General features: G+C 70.8%; 22 protein-coding genes. 6 read left to right on the top strand and 16 right to left on the bottom strand.

The genetic code is table 11. The annotated features are described in order from the left end of the window. The first annotated feature begins 215 nt into the window (after positions 1 to 215). Positions 216 to 947: a phosphatase PAP2 family protein gene (locus ACFC79_RS35130; protein ID WP_376248929.1), complete on the top strand. Its 732-nt coding sequence runs from the start codon at positions 216 to 218 to the stop codon at positions 945 to 947. A gap of 156 nt (positions 948 to 1,103) precedes the next feature. Here the strand turns inward: ACFC79_RS35130 and ACFC79_RS35125 are convergent, their stop codons facing one another. Together ACFC79_RS35125 and ACFC79_RS35120 are read right to left on the bottom strand one after the other, a co-directional pair. After that, on the bottom strand, positions 1,104 to 2,780 hold the full coding sequence (locus ACFC79_RS35125; RefSeq protein ID WP_376248927.1) for an FAD-binding oxidoreductase: 1,677 nt from the start codon (positions 2,778 to 2,780) through the stop codon (positions 1,104 to 1,106). Between the two features lie 67 nt (positions 2,781 to 2,847). Then, positions 2,848 to 3,036: a hypothetical protein gene (locus ACFC79_RS35120; RefSeq protein ID WP_376248925.1), complete on the bottom strand. Its 189-nt coding sequence runs from the start codon at positions 3,034 to 3,036 to the stop codon at positions 2,848 to 2,850. A 131-nt stretch (positions 3,037 to 3,167) separates the two neighbouring features. Here ACFC79_RS35120 and ACFC79_RS35115 point away from each other — a divergent pair, with 131 nt between their 5' ends. Together ACFC79_RS35115 and ACFC79_RS35110 are read left to right on the top strand one after the other, a co-directional pair. Continuing rightward, a complete protein-coding gene (locus ACFC79_RS35115) occupies positions 3,168 to 4,070 on the top strand; it encodes a hypothetical protein (protein ID WP_376248923.1) in 903 nt (300 codons plus the stop codon). Positions 4,071 to 4,382: 312 nt separating this feature from the next. Next, entirely contained in the window at positions 4,383 to 4,577 is a 195-nt protein-coding gene (locus tag ACFC79_RS35110) for a hypothetical protein (RefSeq protein WP_376248921.1), read from the top strand. A gap of 10 nt (positions 4,578 to 4,587) precedes the next feature. Here the strand turns inward: ACFC79_RS35110 and ACFC79_RS35105 are convergent, their stop codons facing one another. Beyond that, positions 4,588 to 5,043 carry a metal-sensitive transcriptional regulator gene (locus tag ACFC79_RS35105; protein WP_376248919.1) on the bottom strand — a complete coding sequence of 152 codons (456 nt, stop codon included), beginning with the start codon at positions 5,041 to 5,043 and terminating at the stop codon, positions 4,588 to 4,590. A 197-nt stretch (positions 5,044 to 5,240) separates the two neighbouring features. Here ACFC79_RS35105 and ACFC79_RS35100 point away from each other — a divergent pair, with 197 nt between their 5' ends. Beyond that, entirely contained in the window at positions 5,241 to 5,861 is a 621-nt protein-coding gene (locus ACFC79_RS35100; RefSeq protein WP_376248918.1) for a DUF47 domain-containing protein, read from the top strand. A gap of 5 nt (positions 5,862 to 5,866) precedes the next feature. After that, a complete protein-coding gene (locus ACFC79_RS35095) occupies positions 5,867 to 6,865 on the top strand; it encodes an anion permease (RefSeq protein ID WP_376248916.1) in 999 nt (332 codons plus the stop codon). A 349-nt stretch (positions 6,866 to 7,214) separates the two neighbouring features. On the opposite strand, the gene pstB is transcribed toward ACFC79_RS35095, so the two are convergent. The 11 genes from pstB to mshD all read right to left on the bottom strand — a co-directional run bounded on the left by pstB (position 7,215) and on the right by mshD (position 19,534). Further along, the gene (gene pstB, locus ACFC79_RS35090) at positions 7,215 to 7,991 is read right to left on the bottom strand and encodes a phosphate ABC transporter ATP-binding protein PstB (RefSeq protein ID WP_376248915.1); all 777 of its coding nucleotides are present in this window, start codon (positions 7,989 to 7,991) and stop codon (positions 7,215 to 7,217) included. A 62-nt stretch (positions 7,992 to 8,053) separates the two neighbouring features. Continuing rightward, positions 8,054 to 9,133 (bottom strand): phosphate ABC transporter permease PstA, encoded by a 1,080-nt coding sequence (pstA, locus tag ACFC79_RS35085; protein ID WP_376248913.1) that lies wholly within the window; start codon positions 9,131 to 9,133, stop codon positions 8,054 to 8,056. Continuing rightward, positions 9,130 to 10,125: a phosphate ABC transporter permease subunit PstC gene (gene pstC / locus ACFC79_RS35080; protein WP_376248911.1), complete on the bottom strand. Its 996-nt coding sequence runs from the start codon at positions 10,123 to 10,125 to the stop codon at positions 9,130 to 9,132. Before pstC ends, pstA begins: the two co-directional genes overlap by 4 nt. A gap of 291 nt (positions 10,126 to 10,416) precedes the next feature. Further along, positions 10,417 to 11,556 (bottom strand): phosphate ABC transporter substrate-binding protein PstS, encoded by a 1,140-nt coding sequence (gene pstS, locus ACFC79_RS35075; RefSeq protein ID WP_376248910.1) that lies wholly within the window; start codon positions 11,554 to 11,556, stop codon positions 10,417 to 10,419. Between the two features lie 336 nt (positions 11,557 to 11,892). Next, positions 11,893 to 12,408, bottom strand: a complete 516-nt coding sequence (locus ACFC79_RS35070; protein ID WP_376248908.1) for an NUDIX hydrolase — start codon at positions 12,406 to 12,408, stop codon at positions 11,893 to 11,895. Between the two features lie 106 nt (positions 12,409 to 12,514). Continuing rightward, a complete protein-coding gene (locus ACFC79_RS35065) occupies positions 12,515 to 13,528 on the bottom strand; it encodes a CHAD domain-containing protein (protein WP_376248906.1) in 1,014 nt (337 codons plus the stop codon). Further along, entirely contained in the window at positions 13,497 to 15,752 is a 2,256-nt protein-coding gene (locus ACFC79_RS35060; RefSeq protein ID WP_376248904.1) for an RNA degradosome polyphosphate kinase, read from the bottom strand. The genes ACFC79_RS35065 and ACFC79_RS35060 overlap by 32 nt, the downstream gene beginning before the upstream one ends. Before the next feature lie 404 nt (positions 15,753 to 16,156). After that, positions 16,157 to 17,131 carry a hypothetical protein gene (locus ACFC79_RS35055; protein WP_376248902.1) on the bottom strand — a complete coding sequence of 325 codons (975 nt, stop codon included), beginning with the start codon at positions 17,129 to 17,131 and terminating at the stop codon, positions 16,157 to 16,159. After that, entirely contained in the window at positions 17,128 to 18,027 is a 900-nt protein-coding gene (locus ACFC79_RS35050; RefSeq protein ID WP_376248900.1) for an ABC transporter ATP-binding protein, read from the bottom strand. The genes ACFC79_RS35055 and ACFC79_RS35050 overlap by 4 nt, the downstream gene beginning before the upstream one ends. Then, positions 18,024 to 18,434, bottom strand: coding sequence for a GntR family transcriptional regulator (locus ACFC79_RS35045; protein WP_376248899.1), 411 nt, complete (start codon positions 18,432 to 18,434; stop codon positions 18,024 to 18,026). The genes ACFC79_RS35050 and ACFC79_RS35045 overlap by 4 nt, the downstream gene beginning before the upstream one ends. Before the next feature lie 176 nt (positions 18,435 to 18,610). Beyond that, on the bottom strand, positions 18,611 to 19,534 hold the full coding sequence (gene mshD, locus ACFC79_RS35040) for a mycothiol synthase (RefSeq protein ID WP_376248897.1): 924 nt from the start codon (positions 19,532 to 19,534) through the stop codon (positions 18,611 to 18,613). Between the two features lie 344 nt (positions 19,535 to 19,878). On the opposite strand from mshD, the gene ACFC79_RS35035 reads away from it, so the two are divergent. Further along, complete coding sequence (locus ACFC79_RS35035) at positions 19,879 to 21,732, top strand: bifunctional metallophosphatase/5'-nucleotidase (protein ID WP_376248895.1); 1,854 nt, start codon at positions 19,879 to 19,881, stop codon at positions 21,730 to 21,732. A gap of 70 nt (positions 21,733 to 21,802) precedes the next feature. On the opposite strand, the gene ACFC79_RS35030 is transcribed toward ACFC79_RS35035, so the two are convergent. Next, positions 21,803 to 22,399: a DinB family protein gene (locus tag ACFC79_RS35030; RefSeq protein ID WP_376248893.1), complete on the bottom strand. Its 597-nt coding sequence runs from the start codon at positions 22,397 to 22,399 to the stop codon at positions 21,803 to 21,805. A 142-nt stretch (positions 22,400 to 22,541) separates the two neighbouring features. Further along, a complete protein-coding gene (locus tag ACFC79_RS35025; protein ID WP_376248892.1) occupies positions 22,542 to 22,670 on the bottom strand; it encodes a hypothetical protein in 129 nt (42 codons plus the stop codon). Positions 22,671 to 22,765: the final 95 nt, after the last annotated feature.

Raw genomic sequence — 22,765 nt, 5'->3', positions numbered from 1 at the left:
GAACGCATGCACGGAGTGCATCGTTCCTTGGGGGGACCGGAGGACCCGGGCGGACCGGGTGCGTCCGGACGGCGATGCGCCGACCATGCGGCGTCGACCGGACCGGCCCTCATGCGCAGCATGACCAGGCAGTGATCGAACCGACACGGGGGTTCGTCAAAGCGGTGCACACGGGAGTGCCCCGCGGCAGCAGACAAGGCAAGGGGCCGCAGCAGATGGCTGGACTCGCACTGGATGGGTCGAACCCCGATGTCAGCCTGCTCTACGACATCAACGGGCTCGCGAAGGACGCCCCCGCCTGGTTCGACCGGGTCATGGAGTTCGTGGGCGAGTACGGGATCATGCTCGGCATGGTCCTGGTGGTCCTGTGGTGCTGGTGGAGCGTGCGCCGGCGCGGCACGGCCGAGGACGCGGTGGCGGCGGTCTCCGGGATCGTCTGGGCACCGCTCGCCGCCGGGATCGCGCTGCTCGTCAACATTCCGATCCGGGGGTTCGTGGAGCGGCCGCGTCCGTTCCGGGACCACCAGGGGCTGGACGTCCTGGTGGACGGGAAGAACGACTTCTCCTTCGTGAGCGACCACGCCACGATGGCGATGGCTCTGGGCGTCGGGCTGTTCGTGGCCAACCGGAAGTTCGGCCTCGCCGCGATCGGCCTGGCCGTGGTGGAGGGCTTCTGCCGGATCTACATGGGCGTCCACTACCCGACCGACGTCATCGGTGGTTTCGCTCTCGGCACCGCCGTCGCCCTGCTGCTCGCCCCGCTCGCGATGATGCTGCTGACCCCGCTGACGGGCGCGGTGTCGCGCTCGGAGCGCTTCGGCCGACTCGTACGGTCGCGCCGGGCATCCGCGCGGACCGCGACCGGCGGCCGGACCGACACGATCGGAATCCCCGAGCCCAGGCAGGGCACGTGCGGCGGGGCCGGGGAGAAGGACCTGGCCGCGTAGGACCCGACCGGAGTCCGCCCGGCCCCGACCGGCCGGAGCGCGACCGGGGGCGGACCCGGGAGACACGGTCGTGGCGCCCCGCCCGGCGCCTGCGTGCCGTTCGCGCCGCACGCCCGTCTGTGCCGTACGTGTGCGTGCCGTGAGCCCTCCCGCAGGTCAGAGTGCCTGCGGGAAGGAGAAGAGGCGCTCGGGGTCGTACTGCTTCTTCAGGGCCGTCAGGCGATCGGCGGCGGTGCCGTAGTAGGCCCGGCGCCAGTTGCTGAGCAAGGGGTCCGTGTAGTTCTGATACGCCGCTCCCGACGCGTACCGGCGCATTGCGGTATGGGTGTTTTTCAGCCAGTCCCGTTGGGTGCTGCCCGCCGTGCCGGCGGTCCAGGCACCGATGTACTGGGCGAGCATGCGGGAGCCGCGGTGGACGAACGCCGTCGCGTCCGGGGAGACCCGGTTGATGGCCCCGCCGAGCGCGGTCAGCACCAGGGAGCCCGCGCCTCCGCCCGAGGTCACCGGAATCCGGGTGAACGCCTCGGCCCGGTCGAGCAGGGCGTCCACGCCCGCCGGGGGCAGGGAGCGGTCGAAGAAGTCGGACGCCGCGGCGTACGTCTCGCGCTGGAGCGTCCCCTGCTCGGTGCGGCCGGGCGTCGTGCCCGGCAGATGGCACTGGGCGTCGGTGATGCCGGCGCAGCCCGCGTATCCGAGCATCGCCTCCTGGTAGCTGCGGCGGCGCAGCGAGACGGAGGAGGCCGGGGCACCGATGCGGTCGGCGAGCCGGTCGACGGCGTTCTGCAGGTCGCCGTAGGTGCCGAGACTGAACGCCGCCACCGTGACGGTCGGTCGGCTGCCGCCCGGGCCTGCGGCGAGATGCAGCGAGGACCAGATCTCGTCGGGCTGCGACGGTCCCCACTCCTGCCACGCCGTGACCGCCGAGCGGGCCCGCGACCAGGGCCAGGACAGGTAGGCCGTGACGGACTGGGGGACCGGGCGGGTGCGGAACGTCAGCCCGGTGACCACACCGAAGTTGCCGTTGCCCGCGCCGCGCAGTGCCCAGAAGAGATCCGGGTGGTTCCGCGCGTCCGCGGTGAGCGTCTTGCCGTCGGCCGTGACGACGGTCGCCGCGGTGAGGCTGTCGCAGGTCAGGCCGTACGCGCGGGACGCGACGCCGTGGCCGCCGCCGAGGGTGAGACCGGAGATGCCGACCGTGGGGCAGGAGCCGCCGGGAATGGTCAGTCCGTGCCGGGCGAGCCCCTGGTAGACGTCGATGAGTTTGGCGCCCGCGCCGATCGTGCCGTTCCGCTCGACGCGGGACAGCGACGAGACGTCGATGACGAGGCGTCCGTCGCCGCTCGACCACCCCGCGTAGGAGTGCCCTCCACTGCGGATGGACACGGGCGTGGCGGTGCGGCGGGCGAAGGCCAGGCACTCGCGGATGTCGGCCTCGTGACCGACATAGGCGACGGCCGCGGGCTTCAGGCCGTCGAAACGGGTGTTGTAGAGCTGACGGGCCGTCGGGTAGAGCGCGTCCTGGGGGCGGACGAGCTTGCCGTCGAGGCTCTTGGCGAGGGCCGACCAGTCGGCCGGGCCCGGGGAGGCGGGTCCCGTCGACGGGGAGGAGGCCGTCGGGGCGGGCGAGGAGGCGGAGGGCTCGCTCGACATGCCCGATGTGCTCCCGCTTCCCGCGGGGTCGTCCCCGGTTCCGGAGGTGTTGTCGCACGCCGTCGCGGTGGCGGCGAGTGCCACCGTGATGCCCGCGGTCAGCACGGTGCGCCGGGCGGGCGGCGGCCGTCGACCGGACGAGCCGGGCGGGCTGGGCGAGTTGGGCGGGAGCGGCAGGGGCATCGGATCTCCGGGGCGTGGCCCGCACGGGCCGGTCGGTGGGGGGAGAGGCCGGAAACGCGGGGTGGGGTCAGGTCGCCGTGCGGTGTTCCTCGGCGTCCGCGCGGGCCCGGTCGCGGGAACGGCGGGCCGGTCCCGACCAGCCGCAGCCGCAGCGTGCGGTGCAGAACGAGCCGCGTTCCACGGTCGTGGGCTCGTGCCCACCGGACGCGGGTGCGGGGGGTGCCGGCGGGGCCTCGGTGGTGTGTCGGACGTACACGCGACCACGGTACTGGGCACCGCCACTCGGCCGTGTGGCGTATGGGGGTGGCGTGACGAGGGACACGGGCGATCGTTATCCGGAACGGTGGGGGCCCGGGCAAGCGGTACGTCGTTGGGGGTTGGCAGGCGATGGTGGTGCAGCAGCACAGGTCCGGAGGCGGGGCGCGCGCGGTGTGCGCCCTCGCCGTGGTGGGCGTGATGGCGGCGACCGCCGGATGCGGTGGCGGGGGCGGCGGCGACAGCGCCGTGGCCGACGAGCGGGGCGGGGCCGACGCGCTGGAGGCGGTCCGCCGCGCGGCCGAGGTGCTCGGCGGCACGGTGTCCGGCACCGGGAGGGCGGCGGTGGCGGGGGCGGCGTCGCGGTCCGTGGCCGGCAGCGCCCAGGTGCGTACGTCGATGCAGACCGCGGCGGGCGGGACCTGGGTGACGATCAGGGGCCGCGGGACGTACGACTTCCGCAGCCGCGCGGGACGGCTCACGGTCGTGCTGCCCGAGGACGTCGCCGGGGCGGACGTGCACCGCCCCATCACCGAACTGCTGGTCCCCGGCGCCCTGTACATGATGAACCGCGGCGCCGGGGTGCCCGCGGACAAGTGGGTCAGGGTCGACACCACCGCCCTGGCGGACGGCAATCTGGTCACCGGCGGCGTGACCGATCCGATGGTCGCCGCCGAACTGCTGCGCGGGGCGCGGCAGGTGACGTACGAGGGAAGGACCGAGATCGCCGGGGTGCCGGTGCGGCACTACCGGGGGGTCGCGGACATCGGGAGGGCGGCGCGCGAGGCGTCGCCGGAGTCGCGTGGGTCGCTGGCCGCGGCGGCGAAAGGATTTCGCACCCGCACGGTGCCGTTCGACGCGTATGTGGACGACCAGGGGCGGTTGCGGAAGGTGAGTCACCGGTTCAGCTTCGCCGACGGGGGGTCTGCGGTGGAGGTGGTGTCGACGACGCTGTTGTCCGGGTTCGGCGTGCCGGTTGCCGTGCGGCTGCCGGACGACCGCGACATCTACACCGGGAGCATCCAGCAGCGATAGCGGCGGATGGCGGCGGAACGTGTGCCTGCGGAGCGCGCGAATGCGGCTGCCGCGCGGGCGGTGCCCCTGGCGGGGTGACATCTTCGGCGGGGTGGGGCGGGGAGGTCGGTCGGGGCGGTGGGAACGGCAGTGGCGGATGGGGCGAGGGCCGGACGGGGACACCGCTTAGGTAGACCGGCGGGTACGAAATGGTCCGTCCGTGCCATGCGCGGCGCGTGGTCCGCTCCCTACGCTGGTGCTGTGACTGGCGATGCTTGCCGCTTGCCAGGGGGGACGGGAAGTCGGCGACGGCAGTGAGAGGTGAGTGACGTGATGACGCTCGGCACGCGGCGGACCGAATCCGACCATGTGGCGCTCGCCGAGATCGAGCTCTGCGGCGAGCTGATGATCGCCGCGTCGTCCGCGATCGGGGAGCGGCTCAGCGCGGACCGGATCGACGAGGTGCTGAACGTCCGGGTGATCGCCGAGCGGGCCGTCGTGCCCCGGCACGGCGACCACCTGGGATGAGGCCGGGCTCTCAGGTGCGGAGCAGGCGGGCGATGGCCTTGGTGGCCTCCTCGACCTTGGCGTCCACCTCGCCGCCGCCCTTGAGCGCCGCGTCGGCGACGCAGTGCCGCAGGTGCTCCTCCAGCAGTTGGAGCGCGAAGGACTGGAGCGCCTTCGTGGACGCCGAGACCTGGGTGAGTATGTCGATGCAGTAGACGTCCTCGTCGACCATGCGCTGGAGGCCGCGGATCTGGCCCTCGATCCGGCGCAGCCGCTTGAGGTGCTCGGCCTTCTGGTGGTGGTAGCCGTGTATTCCCCGGTCGTGGTCGGTGACGACCGGCTCCGCGACCGGGGCGTCGGCGGTGCCGGCACCTGTGGCCGTACCCGTGTCCGTGCCGGTGTTCTTGCTCGCACCGGCACCCGTGTCCGTGCCGGTGCTCGCGCTCGTTCCGGCGCCTGTGATCGCGGATGTTTCGGTGGTGGTCATGGCTTCCTCCCGTATTCCCTTTACTGCATCCATATACCCCTGGTGGGTATATGTTAACGAATTCTGTCAAACCGTGACCGGGGGCCCGTGCCGATCTCCGCGCCCCATGCGCGACACTGAAGAACGCCGGTTAGCCGTGGCCGGATGATGCGCCTAGCATCAGCCTGACCGAATCCAAAGCACCCCGAGGACCCCACGTGCGCTTTCGTCTGACCCCCAGGGAGACGAGCTTCTACGACATGTTCTCCGCTTCCGCGGACAACATCGTCACGGGCTCGAAACTCCTGATGGAACTGCTCGGGGCGGACCCAGCCTCCCGAGCCGAGATCGCGGAGCGCATGCGGGCAGCGGAGCACGCGGGGGACGATGCCACCCACGCGATCTTCCACCAGCTGAACTCCTCATTCATTACGCCGTTCGACCGTGAGGACATTTACAACCTCGCCTCGTCGCTCGACGACATCATGGACTTCATGGAGGAGGCCGTCGACCTGGTCGTGCTGTACCAGATCGAGGAACTCCCCAAGGGCATCGCGCAGCAGATCGAGGTGCTGGCCCGCGCGGCCGAACTCACCGCCGAGGCGATGCCGGGGCTGCGGACCATGGACAACCTCACCGAGTACTGGATCGAGGTCAATCGTCTGGAGAACCAGGCCGACCAGATCCACCGCAAACTGCTCGCCCATCTCTTCAACGGCAAGTACGACGCCATTGAGGTGCTGAAGCTGAAGCAGATCGTGGACGTGCTGGAAGAGGCGGCCGACGCGTTCGAGCACGTCGCCAATACGGTGGAGACCATCGCGGTCAAGGAGTCCTGAACCACGTGGACACCTTTGCGTTGATCGTGACCATCGGGGTCGCGCTCGGCTTTACGTATACGAACGGCTTCCACGACTCGGCGAATGCGATCGCCACCTCCGTCTCCACCCGTGCGCTCACGCCGCGGGCGGCGCTGGCGATGGCCGCGGTGATGAACCTCGCCGGGGCATTTCTCGGCAGCGGGGTCGCCAAGACCGTCAGTGAGGGACTGATCGCGACGCCCGAGGGGCACAAGGGGATGGGAATCCTCTTCGCCGCGCTCGTCGGCGCGATCATCTGGAACCTCGTCACCTGGTACTTCGGGCTGCCCTCCTCGTCCTCGCACGCGTTGTTCGGCGGCATGGTCGGCGCGGCGCTCGCCGGCGGGACGATGGTGCACTGGGACGGGGTGATCGACAAGATCGTCATTCCGATGTTCCTCTCCCCGGTCATCGGTCTGGTCGTCGGCTATCTGGTGATGGTCGTGATCATGTGGTTGTTCCGGAAGACCAACCCGCACAAGGCCAAGCGCGGCTTCCGGATCGCGCAGACGGTCTCGGCCGCGGGCATGGCGCTCGGGCACGGTCTCCAGGACGCGCAGAAGACCATGGGTGTCGTCGTGATGGCCCTGGTCATCGCCGATGTCGAGAGCCCGGAGGACCCGATTCCCATCTGGGTGAAGCTGGTCTGCGCGCTGATGCTGTCGCTGGGCACGTACGCGGGCGGCTGGCGCATCATGCGCACGCTCGGCCGGAAGATCATCGAGCTGGACCCGCCGCAGGGCTTCGCCGCGGAGACGACCGGCGCGTCGATCATGTTCGGTTCGGCGTTCCTGTTCCACGCGCCGATCTCCACCACGCACGTGATCACCTCGGCGATCATGGGCGTCGGCGCCACCAAGCGGGTGAACGCGGTGCGCTGGGGGGTGGCCAAGAACATCATCCTCGGGTGGTTCATCACCATGCCGGCCGCGGCCCTGGTCGCCGCCGCCAGCTACGGGGTCGTGCTGCTGCTCTTCGGGTGACGAAGACTGTCGGCGAAGACCGTTGATGGAGGCCGCGCCGACCGGTGCGGCGCCGGGCGGCGGTGCGGCGAACGATACGGAGACGGGTCCGCCCCGCCCCCTGCGAGGGGGACGGGGCGGACCCTTTGCCTTTCGGGTGGCACCGCCATGCAGCACCCAAAGGCCATCTGTGGGGTGACGACCCCGCTTGTGGTGTCGGTCAGCGGGGTGGCTCGCCGGGCCGGACCGGGCCGGACCGGGCCGGAGCCGGGGACGGTGACGTTCCGGCTGTCGTGGTCATTCGGTCCGGCCGTCACTGTCGGTTCGAGCCGTCACCGTCGGTTCCGGCTGTCACCGTCGGTTCCGGCGATTATCCGAATCGGCCCGAGATGTAGTCCTCGGTGGCCTGGACGGACGGGTTGGAGAAGATGCGTTCGGTGTCGTCGATCTCCACGAGCTTGCCGGGCTTGCCGACCGCCGCGAGGTTGAAGAACGCCGTGCGGTCCGAGACGCGGGCCGCCTGCTGCATGTTGTGCGTCACGATGACGATCGTGAAGCGCTCCTTCAGCTCGCCGATCAGGTCCTCGACGGCGAGGGTGGAGATCGGGTCGAGCGCGGAGCACGGCTCGTCCATCAGGAGCACTTCGGGCTCGACCGCGATCGCGCGGGCTATGCACAGGCGCTGCTGCTGACCGCCGGAGAGGCCGGAGCCGGGCTTGTTCAGCCGGTCCTTGACCTCGTTCCAGAGGTTCGCGCCGCGCAGCGACTTCTCGACGATGTCCGTGAGCTCGCTCTTCTTGTACGAGCCGTTCAGCTTGAGGCCCGCGGCGACGTTGTCGAAGATCGACATGGTCGGGAACGGGTTGGGGCGCTGGAAGACCATGCCGACCGTGCGGCGCACGGAGACCGGGTCGACGTTCGGCCCGTAGAGGTTCTCGTCGTCCAGCAGTACCTTGCCCTCGACGCGGCCACCGGGGGTGACCTCGTGCATGCGGTTCAGGGTGCGCAGGAAGGTGGACTTGCCGCAGCCGGACGGGCCGATGAAGGCGGTCACGGAGCGGGGCTCCACGGTCATCGAGATGTCCTCGATGGCGAGGTGGGAGCCGTAGTAGGCGGACAGGCCGCTGACGTCGATGCGCTTGGCCATCTGAATCACTGCTTCTTTCTGTTGGCCGCCTCAGCGGCCGGCCACGCGGCGGAGCCGCATATTCAGTGCTTCGGGGCCTTCCAGCGGGCGATGCCGCGGGCCACCAGATTGAGGATCATGACGAAGGCGATCAGCACCAGGGCTGCGGCCCAGGCGCGGTCGTAGGACTGCTCCGTGCCGACCTTGTACTGCTCCCAGATGTAGAAGGGGAGCGAGGACTGGGCGCCTTCGAAGGGGTTGGTGTTGATCAGCTGGCTGCCGAAGACGAGCAGCATGATCGGCGCGGTCTCACCGGCGATGCGGGCGATCGCGAGCATCACACCCGTGGTGATGCCGCCGAGCGCGGTCGGCAGGACCACCTTCAGGATGGTGCGCCACTTCGGGACGCCGAGGGCGAGCGATGCCTCACGCAGCTCGTTCGGGACGAGCTTGAGCATCTCCTCGGTGGAGCGGACCACGACCGGAATCATCAGGATCGTGAGGGCGAGCGAGCCCATCAGACCGGACGGCTGGGTCTTGGTCATCAGCATGATCGAGAGGATGAAGAGACCGGCGACGATGGACGGGATGCCCGTCATGACGTCGACGAAGAAGGTGACGGCCTTGGCCAGCGCACCCTTGCCGTACTCCACCAGGTAGACGGCGGTCAGCATGCCGAGCGGCGCGGAGATCAGGGTGGCGAGGCCGACCTGCTCCAGCGTTCCGATCAGCGCGTGATAGACACCGCCGGTCGCCTCGGAGCCGAGGACCCCGGCCATCGAGTGGGTCAGGAAGTAGCCGTCGAGGCGGCCGGCACCCCGGCTGACCGTGGTCCACAGCAGCGAGGCGAGCGGCACGACGGCCAGCAGGAAGCACACCCAGACGATGCTGGTGGCGAGCCGGTCCTTGGCCTGGCGGCGGTTCTCGACGACCGACGTCGTGACGTACGAGATGACGACGAAGAGGAGGGCGGAGAACAGTCCCCACTGGGTGCGGCTGTGCCAGCCCGCGAGGGCGCCGGTGCCGACGCCCAGCACGAGCGCGACGGCGGCGAAGCCGACGGGCGCCCAGCGGGGGAGCGACCGGGTGCCGATGCTGCTGCGGGGGGCGGTGACCACGGGGGCGGGGATCTCCTGGATGCCGGTGTTGGCTGCCTGGGTCATGCGTTGGCCCCCGAGTACTCCTTGCGGCGGGCGATGATGAGCCGGGCCGCGCCGTTGACCAGCAGGGTGAGGACGAAGAGAACGAGGCCGGAGGCGATCAGGGCATCCCGCCCGTACTGGTTGGCCTCGTCGAACTTCGCCGCGATGTTCTGGGCGAACGTTCCGCCGCCCGGGTTGAGCAGGTGCCCGGAGACGATGAAGCTCGGCGACAGGACCGTGGCGACGGCCATCGTCTCGCCGAGCGCGCGGCCCAGGCCCAGCATCGAGGCGGAGATCACGCCGGAGCGGCCGAAGGGCAGCACCGACAGGCGGATGACCTCCCAGCGGGTGGCGCCGAGCGCGAGGGCGGCTTCCTCGTTCATCCGGGGAACCTGGAGGAACACTTCGCGGCTGACACTGGTCACGATCGGCAGGATCATGATCGCGAGCAGGATGCCGACGGTGAAGAGCGAGCGGGCGACGCCGACCTCGGTCTTCTCGAAGATGTAGGTCCAGCCGAAGAACTCGTCGAGCCAGAGGTTCAGGCCCTCCAGGTACGGGACGAGGAAGAGGGCGCCCCAGATGCCGTACACGATGCTCGGCACTGCGGCGAGCAGATCGACGACGTAGGCGAGGGGCGCGGCCAGCTTGCGCGGCGCGTAGTGCGAGATGAACAGGGCGATGCCGACGGCGACCGGGACGGCGATGGCCATGGCGATGACCGAGCTGACGACGGTGCCGAAGAGGAGGACCGCGATGCCGAAGACCGGCGGGTCGCCCGCCGGGTTCCAGTCGAAGGTGGTGAAGAAGTTGCCCTCGTTGTCGGCGATGGCGAGCGAGGCGCGGTAGGTGAGGAACACGGCGATCGACGCCATGATCACGAGCAGCAGGATGCCCGAACCCCGGGAGAGCCCGAGGAAGATCTTGTCGCCCGCGCGCCCTGTCCTGGGCCTGGCGCGGCCGGGCGCCACCGGCGAGGCCGGCGGCGTGTCTATCGGTGTGGTGGAAGCCATGGTCTTTCCGGTCTGTGTGGGGGAGCGGCGTGGCTCCCCTGGCGGCGGTGCACCGGATGGGTGGGGCGGGACCGGTCCGGATGGGTGCACCGGGCCGGTCCGCCGGGTGTTGCTCGTTTTTCTCGTGTTGCGGGTGTTGCGGGTGTTGCGGGTGCTGCCGGTGTTGCGGGTGCTGCCGGTGTTGCTCGTCTTGCGGGTGCTACTGGTGTTGCGGGTCGTGCTCGTGTTGCCTTGCGTGTTGCGAGGGGTGCCTGCGGGCCTCGGCCGGGTGCCTCGGCCCGCGTGCTCCGGTTACGAGAGGGAGGCGATGGTCTCGCGGACCTTGGCGTTGATCTCGGCCGGGATCGGCGCGTAGCCGGCGTCGGTGAGGAGCTTCTGGCCCTCGTCACCGGCGGTGTAGTTCAGGAAGGACTTGACCGTCGGCAGGGTCTCGGCCTTGTTGCCCTTGTCACAGACGACCTCGTAGGTCACCAGGACGATCGGGTAGGCGCCGTCGGCCTTGGTCGCGTAGTCGAGCTCCAGCGCCAGGTCCTTGCCGGTGCCCTTGATCTTGGCGGCGGCGATGGCCTTGGAGGCGTTCTCCGGGGTGGCCTTGACCGGGGCGGCGGCACCGGTGGCGATGTCGACGGTGGAGATCGACTGCGAGGTGGCGTAGCTGAGCTCGAAGTAGCCGATCGAGCCGTCGACCGCCTTCACCTGGGAGGCGACACCGGAGGAGCCGGACGCGGCCTGGCCGTTGGGGGCCGGCCACTTCTTCTCGGCCTCGTACTTCCAGTCGCTCGGCGCGGCGGCGTTCAGGTACTTGCCGAGGTTCTGCGTGGTGCCGGAGTCCTCGGAGCGGTGGAAGGGCTGGATGGCCTTGTCCGGGAGGTTCACGCCGCTGTTGAGCTTGGCGATCGCCGGGTCGTTCCACTTCTTGATCTTCGTGTCGAAGATCTTGGCGAGGGTGGGGGCGTCCAGCGTCAGGTTGTCGACGCCCTCCAGGTGGTAACCGATGGCGATCGGGCCGCCGACCATCGGGAGGTTGATGCCCTGGCCGCCCTTGCAGATCTTCTTGGAGTCGGCGACCTCCTCGGGCTTCAGCGCCGAGTCGGAACCGGCGAAGCCGACCGTGCCCTGGTTGAAGGCGACGATGCCCTCACCGGAGGAGGACGACTTGTAGTTGATCTCGACACCGGAACAGCCGGCCATGTAGTTCTTGGCCCAGAGGTCCATGGCGTTCTTCTGCGCGCTGGAGCCGGAGGCGGGCAGCTGGCCCTTTGCGTCGTCACACTTGATGTTCGACGCGGCGCTGGTCTTGCCGCCGCCGTTGCCGCCGGTGGACCCGTTGCTGTTGTCGTCCGAACCGCACGCCGTGAGGACCAGGGCGCCGGAGACGGCGAGGGCACCGAGCGCGGTGGCACGAAGCCGGTTCTTGCGCTGAAGCTTCACTTTCGGGTGTTCCTTCCAGGAGCCGCCGAGGCCATTTCGTTCTCCGACGGCGCGCGATGTGGTGGGTGCTCCGGCGTTGCGCCGTGCACCGTGCACCGCCGAAGTTAGGCAGGGCAGGTGAAGTGGTTTACGGGGGTTGGTGAACGGGAGGTGAACCGTGTCGGACGGTGCGGTTCTGGCCATCTGCCCGGGGTGTGCGCGGTCACACCCCGTCCGCCCCCGGCCTCGCCGCGCGTGGCGGCGTCGGGTGCCGGGCGGGCCGGCGAGGGGTGTGTCGGGCCTCGGGCGGCGCTGTCGGGAGCCTGGCGTCAGGCGTCAGGCGTCAGGCGTCAGGCGTCAGGCGTCAGGCGTCGGGCGTCGGGCGTCGGGCGGTGCGGCGAGCCAGGCGTCGAGGAGGTCGCGGTCGTGCTGCTGGGTGAGGCGGTCCCGGGCCGCCTCCGGGGCGAGCCAGCTCACCCGGTCCACCTCGGAGCAGGGCACGAACGAGCCGCCGGTCGCCTCGGCCGCCCAGTAGAAGACCTCCTTGGGCCGCCCGTTCACCAGATACCGGACCGTGGGGAGCGCGGCGCCCGGAGCGCAGTGGTGGCCGGTCTCCTCCAGGACCTCGCGGCGGGCGGCGTCCAGTGCCGACTCGCCGCGCTTGAGCTTGCCCTTGGGATGCGACCAGTCGTCGTAACGGGGCCGGTGGACCAGGCAGACCTCCAGGGCGCCGGAACGTTCCGAGCGCCGCCACAGCAGGCACCCCGCGGCGAGCACCGGCCGGTTCGCGGACCGCTTGCCGACGGGCTCACCGGCATGGTCCCGCACGGTTCCTCCCCCAGCGCGGCCCTCGGACGCGGGCGTCCCGCTCATGACGGGGTCACCGCTCCTCCCGGCCCGGTCACTGCCGCTGTGACGCGGTTCACCGTCCTCCACGTCCTCCACGTCCTCCGCGTCCCCCACGGCGCGGGCGGCCGGTTCATGACGCGGTCACCGCCGCCGCGTACGGCCAGCTCGTCCGGAACATTCCGCGTGCCGCCCGCACCTCGTGCCGCTGATCGGCGTGGAGCACCCCGAGGGCGTACGCGGTCGTGGGGGCGATCCGGGGCGTGCGGGCCGCCGAGGCAGCCGCGGCGGCGGCCTCCGCCGCGTCCCGGTGCAGGTCGAGTGCGCGCCCCGCCGCAGCCAGGACCGGGTCCGGAGCGCCCCGGACCACCTCGTGGGCGTACCGGTGCAGGCGCAGCAGCAGCCGGGTCCGGTGCCAGGGCGCGTCCTGCGCCTCGTTGTACGGCTGTCCCGCCTCGTCCGCCGACAGCGCGGACACCGCGCCCAGCAGTTGCTGCTCGGCCCGGTCGGCGGGGAGGCGCAGCAGTTCGTCGGCCGGGGCGGTGGCCGCCGGGGCGAGCGGGACCTCGGAGGCGAGCAGCGCCACGGCGTCGGCCACCGCGTGGAAGCGGGAGGAGCCGAGCGCCTGGAGCGCGGTGGAGTGGGCGCGGGTCCGGGCGAGGGTCAGCTGCCGTTCGAGCAGGGCCCCGGCGCGGGCGGCGCCGACGCCGAGGGCGGCGCGTTCCTTGTCGTCCGGGCCGGTGCCCGGTGACTTGCGGGCGGCGGGCAGCGGGGTGCCGGACAGGTTGTGCAGTGCTTCGAGGAGCCGGTTCAGCCGGGTCGCGTAGGCGTGTTCCCGGGCCAGGGTGCCGGACAGCCAGGCGAGTTCGGCGCGGAGCTGTTCGGCCCAGGCCGGGTCCAGCGCCGCCCGGAAGGTGTGCAGGGTGCCGCCGATCCGGCGGGACGAGCGGCGCAGTGCGGCGACGGCCTCCTCGGCGGTGTGGGGTCCGGCGTCCGTGGGGGCGCTGTTCTCGCGGTGCAGGCGCAGGCTGCGGAGGAACGCGGCGGCCTGCTCCTGGAGGTAGGGTGCGAGCACCGCCCCCGCCGTAACGTCCGCTTGCGTCGTCGTGTGGTGGTCATGGCGTCGCACGCCGGCGCCTCCGGGCATCAATGAGCATTTCTTGTACGTGTCGCAGCGGTTGGCCGTCCGCGTCCGTGGAGTGCCGGGTCCAGTTCCCGTCGGGACCCAGGTGCCAGGAGGAGGTGGTGTCGGCCATGCCGGTCTCCAGGAGACGGCTGAGCGCGGCGCGGTGGGCGGGGTCGGTGACCCGGACCAGGGCCTCGATCCGGCGGTCGAGGTTGCGGTGCATCATGTCGGCGCTGCCGAACCACACTTCGGGTTCGCCGCCGTTGCCGAAGGCGAAGACCCGGGAGTGTTCCAGGAAGCGGCCGAGGACCGAGCGGACCCGGATGTTCTCGGAGAGGCCGGGTACGCCGGGGCGGATCGCGCAGATGCCGCGCACCCAGATGTCCACCGGTACGCCCGCCATCGCGGCGCGGTAGCAGGCGTCGATGACGGCCTCGTCGACCATGGAGTTGACCTTGATGCGGACGTAGGCGGTCCGCCCGGCCCGCTGGTGGGTGGCCTCCTTGTTGATCCGGGTGATCAGCCCGTCGCGCAGCGATCTGGGGGCGACCAGGAGGCGGCGGTAGGTCTCGCGGCGGGAGTAGCCGGAGAGCCGGTTGAACAGGTCGGAGAGGTCCGCCCCGACCTGCGGGTCCGCCGTCAGCAGGCCGAGGTCCTCGTACAGCCGTGCCGTCTTGGGGTGGTAGTTGCCGGTGCCGACGTGCGCGTAGCGGCGCAGGGTGTCGCCCTCCTGGCGCACGACGAGCGAGAGCTTGCAGTGGGTCTTGAGGCCGACGAGTCCGTAGACGACGTGGCAGCCGGCCTCCTCCAGCTTGCGGGCCCACTTGATGTTGGCCTGTTCGTCGAAGCGGGCCTTGATCTCGACGAGCACGAGGACCTGCTTGCCGGACTCGGCGGCGTCGACGAGGGCTTCCACTATCGGCGACTCGCCGGAGGTCCGATACAGGGTCTGCTTGATGGCGAGGACGTCGGGGTCGGCGGCGGCCTGCTCCAGGAACGCCTGCACGGAGGTGGAGAACGAGTCGTACGGATGGTGCAGGAGCACGTCGCGTTCGCGCAGCGCCGCGAAGATGTCGGGCGCGGAGGCGGATTCGACCTCGGCGAGGTCGCGGTGGGTGCCGGCGATGAACTTGGGGAACTTCAGTTCCGGCCGGTCCAGGGAGGCTATGCCGAACAGTCCGGTGAGGTCGAGCGGTCCGGGCAGCGGGTAGACCTCGGCGTCGGACACCTTCAGCTCGCGGACCAGCAGGTCCAGCACGTACGGGTCGATGGACTCCTCGACCTCCAGGCGGACCGGCGGGCCGAAGCGGCGCCGCATGAGTTCCTTCTCCAGGGCCTTGAGGAGGTTCTCGGCGTCGTCCTCCTCGACCTCCAGGTCCTCGTTCCTGGTGACCCGGAACGTGTGGTGGGCGAGGACCTCCATGCCGGGGAAGAGCTCTTCGAGGTGGGCGGCGATGACGTCCTCTATGGGCACGTACCGCTGCGGCGACGCCTCCAGGAAGCGGGTCAGCAGCGGCGGCACCTTGACCCGCGCGAAGTGGCGGTGGCCGCTGACCGGGTTGCGGACGACGACGGCGAGGTTGAGCGAGAGCCCGGAGATGTACGGGAAGGGGTGCGCCGGGTCGACCGCGAGCGGCGTCAGCACGGGGAAGACGCGCTGCCGGAAGAAGGTGAACAGGCGGGCCTGTTCCTTCTCGGTGAGTTCGGGCCAGCGGATCAGCTGGATGCCCTCGTCGGAGAGGGCGGGAGCGACGTCCTGCTGGTAGCAGGCGGCGTGCCGGGCCATGAGTTCGCGCGAGCGGGTCCAGATCAGGTCGAGGACCTCGCGGGGCTGGAGGCCGGAGGCGGAGCGGGTGGCGACGCCGGTGGCGATGCGGCGCTTCAGCCCGGCCACCCGGACCATGAAGAACTCGTCGAGGTTCGAGGCGAAGATGGCGAGGAAATTAGCCCGTTCGAGAAGGGGCGTCGCCGGGTCCTCGGCGAGTTCGAGCACCCGTTCGTTGAACGCGAGCCAACTGCGTTCCCGGTCCAGGAAACGGTCGTGGGGCAGCTCGTCGCCGTCGATGTCGGGCTCGTACGCGTCGACGTCGTTGTCGATGTCGGGATCGAGGTCCGCGGCGGTCGAGAGCGCGGCGCCGTTGTGCGAGGAGGAGGCGACGGCGTGCGGCCGGTGTGCGGCGAGCGAGCCGACCGACGGCTGCACGGCGGGCTGGACCGGGACCTCGGAGCTGGGCTGCTGGCTCATGAACCCATTCTTCCGCGCCGAGCGCCTCCCGGGCGCGTCGGAAGGGGTGGGAAGCGCCGGTGACACCGGGTTCGGGTGGTCGGTTTCGGCGGTGGCCGGGGCATCCGTGCTGGTCGGACGTTCCGTGCGCGCGGCGCGTCCCGTGCGTTCGGTGCGTTCGGTCCGTTCCGTGCGTCCCGTGCGGTCCATGCGCTCGGCACGGTCCGTGCGTCCCGTGCGGTTCATGGGGCTCGTGCGGTTCGCGCGTTCTCCGTCGGGATTTCTCCCGTTGCGGGGGGTCGGCACAGCTGGCTGCATTCTGTGAGGGTGGCAAGCCCTTCTGAATGGCTGGTAACGGCGACATGACGTGCAGGAAGCGGTGTGCCATGTGCGGCACACCGCTTCCTGCCGCGCCGACGGCCCGCTCAGCCGTGGCGGCGGCGCAGCACCCGGAAGGCAAGGAGCACTGCGAGGGCTGCCAGGGCGAGCAGGATGCCCGTCTCGACGAGTTGGAGCGGCCAGAAGTGCGAGGCGGGGTGGTAGTCGACGAAGCGCCGGTTGATGCCGTGGTCGGCAAGGCACTGCCGGAAGCCGGGCACCCACTCACGGCACGTGTCCCCGGACAGCCGCGCGCCGTCCCCGGTCAGCCAGCCGCCCCCGGCATTGAGGGCCCCGTCGGGAAGCGTGTACGTGCCCTTCAGCCCGTAGGCCCGGGTCATCGTGGGCCACAGGCCGTCGCGCACGATGTCGAGCGCCTCCACCAGCACGGCGAATCCGGCCGCGGTGGCGACCATCGCGGCCACGGTGCGCCGCAGCAGCAGCCCGGCGAGCGCCCCCAGGGCCAGCAGGCACAGGGCGTAGCCGAACGGGACGGTGCCGATCGAGCCGTATGCGAGACGTTCGTACCGGTTCACCGGGTAGTACGTCCGGTCGACCCGCGCCTGGGCCCAGCGGCAGACCGCCGACAGGACACCGACCCCGGCCAGGGACAGCGCGGCCGGTACCGCGAGTTTGGTCGCGAGCCAGCGCGCCGGTGGGACCGACTGGGTCCATGACAGCTTGTACGTGCCGCTCTCCAGCTCACGGCCGATCATCGGCCCGGCGACGAACATGCCGATGAACACGGGCAGCAGCAGCATCGCCAGGCCCGCGTAACGGATGGCGTGCGTGAGCCGCATCTCGGAGTCGAGGAACCGGCGGACGACGTCACCGCAGCCCGAGACCGTGTGTTCGATCGAGCAGCCGGAGGCCGCGTACGCGCTGACCGCGGCTCTCGGCCACAGGCAGACGGCGGCGAGGGCGACGATCCCCACGAGTGCGAGGACGCCGGTGATCCACAGGGTGCCGCGGTGCTGGCGCAGCACGACCCGGGCCGGGCCGGGGAGACCGAGCGTGCTCACGCCGCCGCCACCTCGTTCCCGGTCGCCCCGGCGCTCGGCGTGAGCAGGGCGGGTGCCTCCGGCGACCGCAGGTGTGCCAGCAGCAGTTCTTCCAGGGAGGGCTCGACGGCCTCCCAGACGGTGGTGTCGACGGCCCCCTGCCTGCGCACCAGGGTCGTCTGCACGCGCCCCGCCGTACGGGACTCGACGACGGTGTGCGGGGAGGTGTCCCGGACCGGGCCGGTGAGGAGGGCGTGCGCGGCCAGCAGATCGTCCGTCCCGCCGCCCAGCCGGACCCGGCCGCCGTCGACCAGCAGCAGGTAGTCGCAGGCGTTCTCCAGCTCGGTGAGGATGTGCGAGGACATCACGATGGTCGTGGAGCGGTCGGCGGCCTCGGCCATCAGCGCACCCATCAGCTGGTGGCGGGCCAGCGGGTCGAGGTCGGCCATCGGCTCGTCCAGCAGGAGAAGCGCGGGCCGCTTGCCCAGGGCGAGGGCCAGTGCGAGCCGGGTGCGCTGACCACCGGAGAGGTCACGCACCTTGGCGTCGCGCGGGAGCTGCCCGGCGATGCGTTCGGCGGTGCCCCCGTCCCAGGTGTCCGGGTTCAGCTCGGCACCCGCCCAGAGCGTCCCGGCCACCGTCAGCTGCGGGTACAGCGGCTTGTCCTGCGCCACGAACGCCACCCGCTCCCGTGCCTCGCCGGGCTCCCCGCCCAGTACCCGCAGCGTTCCCTCGGACGGGCGCAGGACGCCCGCGGCCAGCGAGAGCAGCGTGGACTTGCCCGCGCCGTTCGGGCCGGCCAGGGCGCACACGCGCCCGGCGGGCAACCGGAACGAGCAGTCGCGCAGCGCCCAGCCACCTCCCCTCTTCCGGTACTTCATGCCGAGGCCGACGGTCTCGATCGCAGCGCCTGTCATCCGGTCCGATCCCCCTCGAAAGTCCTGTCCAGTACGGCGGTGAAGAGCGCGCTCACGTCGTCCTTCTCCAGCCCGGCTGCGCGGGCCCGCCGCGCCCAGTCGGCGAGTTCGGCACGCAGCGCGCCGTCGTCGGAGGCCGCCGCGCCGCCGAGCGTCCCCGTCACGAACGTGCCGAGCCCGCGCCTGCCTTCGACTAGGCCCTCGCGTTCCAGCTCCCGATACGCCTTGAGCACGGTGTTCGGGTTGATGGCGGTGGCCTCGACGACCTCCCGCGCGGCGGGCAGCCGGTCACCGGGCTCCAGCAGGCCGAGCCGGAGGGCCTGTTTGGTCTGCTGGACGATCTGGAGGTACGTGGCGACACCGCTGCGTCGGTCGATGCGGTACTCGATCGCTGCCGGCTCTGCCATAGTTCCCCCTTTCCCTAGCTAAGTAGTGAAAGCCTGGGGCAAGAAAGGGGCGACGTCAAGCGGACCCATGCTGTCCGGATGACGACGCCCCTTGCCGTCGGGCTCCGACGGGCCCCTCGCGGCCGGGGCCGGGGCCGGGGCCGGGACCGGGATCAGGGCCGGGACCGGGGCCGGGCTCAGGTCTCCGTGCGGTACATGAGGTCCACCTCGTGCGTCGCGAAGCCCATCCGCTCGTAGACCGTCAGGGCCGCCTTGTTGTCCGCGTCGACGTAGAGCATCGCGGTCGGCAGCCCCTGCGCGGCCAGGTGGCGCAGCCCGATCGCGGTGAGCGCCTTGCCGAGGCCGCCGCCCTGCGCGTCCGGCCGGATGCCGAGGACGTACACCTCGCCGAGCTGCTGCTCGGCGTGCACCTTCGTCCAGTGGAAGCCGATCAGTTCGCCGTCGCGCTCGGCGAGGAAGAAGCCCTTCGGGTCGAACCAGGGCTCCACCTTGCGGTCGTCCAGATCGCGCTGGGTCAGCGACCCCTGCTCGGGGTGGTGGGCGAAGGCGGCACGGTTCACCGCGAGCCACGCGGCGTCGTCCTCGCCGGGCACGAAGGCGCGGATGGTGACACCGGGCGGCAGTACCGGTTCGGCGATGTCCAGCGGGACCAACGGGCGGCGCAACTGCCGCAGTTCGCGGAAGAGCGAGAGCCCGAGGACCTGGGACAGGTGCCGGGCCGCGGACTTCCCGCCGTGCGCCCACACCCGCAGCCGCTTGCCCGTCACGGCGAGCAGCGCCGCACCCAGGGCCCGCCCGTGGCCCTGCCCGCGGTACGCCGGGTGCACCACCAGCTCGGCGGCCGGCGCCTCGACCGGATCGGTGTCCTCCAGCTGCGCGTACCCCACCAGGACGGGTCCGCTGCTGAGCAGCAGGTGCCGCACCCCCTCGCGCCGCCCGCCGCGCAGTTGCAGCCGCCCCTGCTCGGACACGGCCTGCATGCCGTCGGACCGGGCCGCCTCGGCGAGCAGCTCGGCCACGGCCCCGGCCTGTTCGGAGGAGAGCACGTCGAGCGTCTGGATCTCCCGTCCGGGAGCGGGCAGAGGTACGTCAGTCGTCATGTGTACGAGCGTACGGGGGCGAGGCGGGGGTTGGGGGGCGCTTGCGCGGGCGGGCCGGGCCGGGAGCCGGAACTCGGCAGCTTGCGGTGATGCCCCCTTCCCGGGGCGGGGTGGAACGCCTCCCGGACGACCGGGTTTCCGGGGTTCATGCGTGCCGTGATGATTCTGCGTACATACGTGGGCCATACGGGTGATGGGTGGGCATTGCTCCCGTTTCCGACCGCATGGCAACCAGTTCGTAACCACGAACATCTGTCGCGCTACGCGCGTTGACCCTAGGCTGCGCACGACGTCTCCAGACTCGTCACCACCCTCAGAACTCCGCTGAACTCACAAGGGGACCGATGTCAGCGACACCGCAGAAGAACCGCGCGTCCCGGCGGGTGCTGGCCGCCGCGGCCGGGCTCGCCACCGTCGGCGCGCTCGTCGCCGCGATGCCGGCCGGCGCCCAGGACCGGGGCCACGGGAACGGTCACGGCCACGGGCACGGGCACCACAAGCCGGGCAACACCGTCGATGTGCAGCTGCTGTCCTTCAACGACCTGCACGGCAACCTGGAGCCGCCGGCCGGCTCGGCCGGCACGGTCAACGAGACGCAGGCCGACGGCACGGTCGAGGCGATTCCGGCCGGTGGCATCGAGTACCTCGCGTCCTCGCTCCGCACCGCGCGCAAGGGCCACCCGTACTCGATCACCGCCGCGGGCGGCGACATGGTGGGCGCGAGCCCGCTGCTGTCCGGTCTCTTCCACGACGAGCCGACCATCGAGGCGCTCAACAAGCTCGACCTCGATGTCACGTCGGTCGGCAACCACGAGTTCGACGAGGGCGCCACCGAGCTGGCCCGCCTCCAGAACGGCGGCTGCCACCCGGTCGAGGGCTGCTACGAGAAGGGCAAGAAGTTCAAGGGCGCGGACTTCCCCTACCTCGCCGCCAATGTGACGAAGGAGAAGACCGGCAAGCCGATCCTCAAGCCGTACACGGTCTGGAAGAAGAACGGCGTCAAGATCGGCTTCATCGGCGTGACCCTGGAGGGCACCCCGGACATCGTCACGGCCAACGGCGTCAAGGGCCTGAAGTTCCACGACGAGATCGAGACGATCAACAAGTACGCCAAGGAACTGGACCGGCAGGGCGTCAAGTCCATCGTCGCGCTGATCCACGAGGGCGGGCTGCCCGCCTCCACCTCGTACAACTACGACTGCGACAGCTCCGGCACCGGTGACGGCATCTCCGGTCCGATCACCGACATCGCCAAGGGCATCACGCCCAAGGTCGACGCGCTGGTCACCGGCCACACCCACCAGGCGTACGTGTGCACCATCCCGGACCCGGCGGGCAACCCGCGCATGGTCACCTCCGCGTCGTCGTTCGGCAAGCTGTACACGGACACGACCCTCACCTACGACCGCCGCACCAAGGACATCGTCCGGACATCGGTGAAGTCGGCCGGCGCGCACAACCCGAAGTCGGTCAACCACATCGTCACCCGTGACCAGCCCAAGGCCAACGACATGACGGCCCTGATCGCGCGCTGGAACGCCCTCGCGGCCCCGATCGCGAACAAGCCGCAGGGTTACATCACCGCCGACATCAACGGCCGCGGCTCCACGGCCCCCGAGAAGCCGCTCGGCGACCTGATCGCGGACGCACAGCTGGAGGGCCTGGCCGCCGAGGACAAGGGCGGGGCGGTCGTCGCCCTGATGAACCCCGGCGGTATCCGCGCGGACCTGGTCCACAAGGCGTCCGGCGACGAGGGCGACGGCGTGGTGACGTACGGCGAGTCCTTCACCGTGCAGCCCTTCACCAACATGATGAACGTCGTCGACCTGACCGGTGCCCAGCTGGTCACCGCGCTCCAGCAGCAGGTCAGCGGCCCGAACGAGGCGAGCCCGAAGATCCTCCAGGTCTCGAAGGGGCTCACCTACACCCTGGACATGACGAAGTCGGGTGCGGCCCGCGTGGTCACCGACACCATCAAGCTGAACGGTGAGGCGATCGACCCGGCGAAGACCTACCGTGTCGCGATGAACGAGTTCCTCGCGGGCGGCGGCGACGGCTTCGCGGCCCTTGGCGAGGGCACGAACAAGCTGGTCGGCCCGTCCGACCTCGACGTGTTCAACGCCTACCTGGCGGCCCACTCCTCGGCCGCCGCCCCGCTGGCCCCGCCGGCGGCGGACCGGATCACGGTCGTCCAGTAACACCGATACGCGTACGCGACCGGGTGGGGCGGCGGGCCGATGGGCCCGCCGCCCCTTGCCGTTGTCCGGTTCAGGCGTGGCCCCCGGCCTCGCGGGCCGCGCGTTCCAGCCGGTTCCGGTGGTTCTCCCACCACTGCGCGTCGCCCGGCGGCATGTTGTCGTTCCCCTTGTTCATGCCGACCGCCCCGTCCGCGAGTTCCCGGAGGATGTCGGCGTGCCCGGCGTGCCGATGGGTGTCCGCGATCACGCGTACCACGGCGTGGTGCAACGTCACCTCGTCCCGGTCGTCGGGCCACCACGGCACCCTGCCGACCGTGTCGAGCGGGAGCGCGTCGATCGTCGCGTCCGCGTGCGCCCAGGCGCGCCGGTAGAGCCCCACGATCTGTTCCCGTGACTCGTCGGCGGTGGCCCACATGTCGGCGTTGGGGGCGGCGTCGGCGGCGACCCAGGGCAGCGGTATGCCGGACGGCCTCCCGAACGTGTCGCCCAGGTAACCGAGTTCGACACTGGCCGCGTGCTTCACCAGGCCCAGAAGGTTGGTGCCGGTCGGCGTGAAGGGGCGGCGGACGTCGTACTCCGGGAGCCCTTCGAGTTTCCACAGCAGGGCGTCGCGGGCGGACTGGAGGTAGTAGTGGAGATCGCTCTTGCTGTCCGGTGCGGTGGTCATGGGGCCAGTCTGCGACAGGGTGTCCGCGCAGCGGACCGATTCGGTGCGACCGGAACAATCCTCGGGGCCCCGTGCCGGGCCACATCTTGTTCATTTTCGACAAGTAGGCCACGCAGGAAAGCGGTCGCCATCAGCAGCCGCTCTACTGTTGCTGCAACAGCTCGTCGCTGATGGATCTCAGAAGCTCCACCGACTCGGCCCCCGGAAGCGCCTGTTGGGCGAAACCCTCGAACTTCGCCACGTATTGGGCGATGTCCCGGGGGTCGGTCACGACCCAGGGTCCGTTGCAAGGTCAGCGTTCGTCCGATTCGCCGGAGTGGGGCGGAACTGGGCGGGGCGCCCGCTTTGAGTGAGGTGGACGCAGCA

Origin of the sequence: Streptomyces sp. NPDC056061, from assembly GCF_042266885.1 — a bacterium.
Classification (GTDB): domain Bacteria; phylum Actinomycetota; class Actinomycetes; order Streptomycetales; family Streptomycetaceae; genus Streptomyces.
The sequence above is the reverse complement of the archived record's forward strand: the minus strand, read 5'-3'. Positions and strand labels throughout refer to the sequence as shown.

Coding starts and splice junctions, on each gene's coding strand:
- ACFC79_RS35125 (WP_376248927.1), bottom strand. CDS start 2,780: ATGCCCCTGCCGCTCCCGCCCAACTCGCCCAGCCCGCCCGGCTCGTCC.
- ACFC79_RS35105 (WP_376248919.1), bottom strand. CDS start 5,043: ATGACCACCACCGAAACATCCGCGATCACAGGCGCCGGAACGAGCGCG.
- ACFC79_RS35060 (WP_376248904.1), bottom strand. CDS start 15,752: ATGAGCCAGCAGCCCAGCTCCGAGGTCCCGGTCCAGCCCGCCGTGCAG.
- ACFC79_RS35045 (WP_376248899.1), bottom strand. CDS start 18,434: ATGGCAGAGCCGGCAGCGATCGAGTACCGCATCGACCGACGCAGCGGT.
- ACFC79_RS35115 (WP_376248923.1), top strand. CDS start 3,168: ATGGTGGTGCAGCAGCACAGGTCCGGAGGCGGGGCGCGCGCGGTGTGC.
- pstB (WP_376248915.1), bottom strand. CDS start 7,991: ATGGCCAAGCGCATCGACGTCAGCGGCCTGTCCGCCTACTACGGCTCC.
- ACFC79_RS35070 (WP_376248908.1), bottom strand. CDS start 12,408: ATGAGCGGGACGCCCGCGTCCGAGGGCCGCGCTGGGGGAGGAACCGTG.
- pstC (WP_376248911.1), bottom strand. CDS start 10,125: ATGGCTTCCACCACACCGATAGACACGCCGCCGGCCTCGCCGGTGGCG.
- ACFC79_RS35065 (WP_376248906.1), bottom strand. CDS start 13,528: ATGCCCGGAGGCGCCGGCGTGCGACGCCATGACCACCACACGACGACG.
- mshD (WP_376248897.1), bottom strand. CDS start 19,534: ATGACGACTGACGTACCTCTGCCCGCTCCCGGACGGGAGATCCAGACG.
- ACFC79_RS35030 (WP_376248893.1), bottom strand. CDS start 22,399: ATGACCACCGCACCGGACAGCAAGAGCGATCTCCACTACTACCTCCAG.
- pstA (WP_376248913.1), bottom strand. CDS start 9,133: ATGACCCAGGCAGCCAACACCGGCATCCAGGAGATCCCCGCCCCCGTG.
- ACFC79_RS35050 (WP_376248900.1), bottom strand. CDS start 18,027: ATGACAGGCGCTGCGATCGAGACCGTCGGCCTCGGCATGAAGTACCGG.
- ACFC79_RS35035 (WP_376248895.1), top strand. CDS start 19,879: ATGTCAGCGACACCGCAGAAGAACCGCGCGTCCCGGCGGGTGCTGGCC.
- ACFC79_RS35110 (WP_376248921.1), top strand. CDS start 4,383: ATGACGCTCGGCACGCGGCGGACCGAATCCGACCATGTGGCGCTCGCC.
- ACFC79_RS35130 (WP_376248929.1), top strand. CDS start 216: ATGGCTGGACTCGCACTGGATGGGTCGAACCCCGATGTCAGCCTGCTC.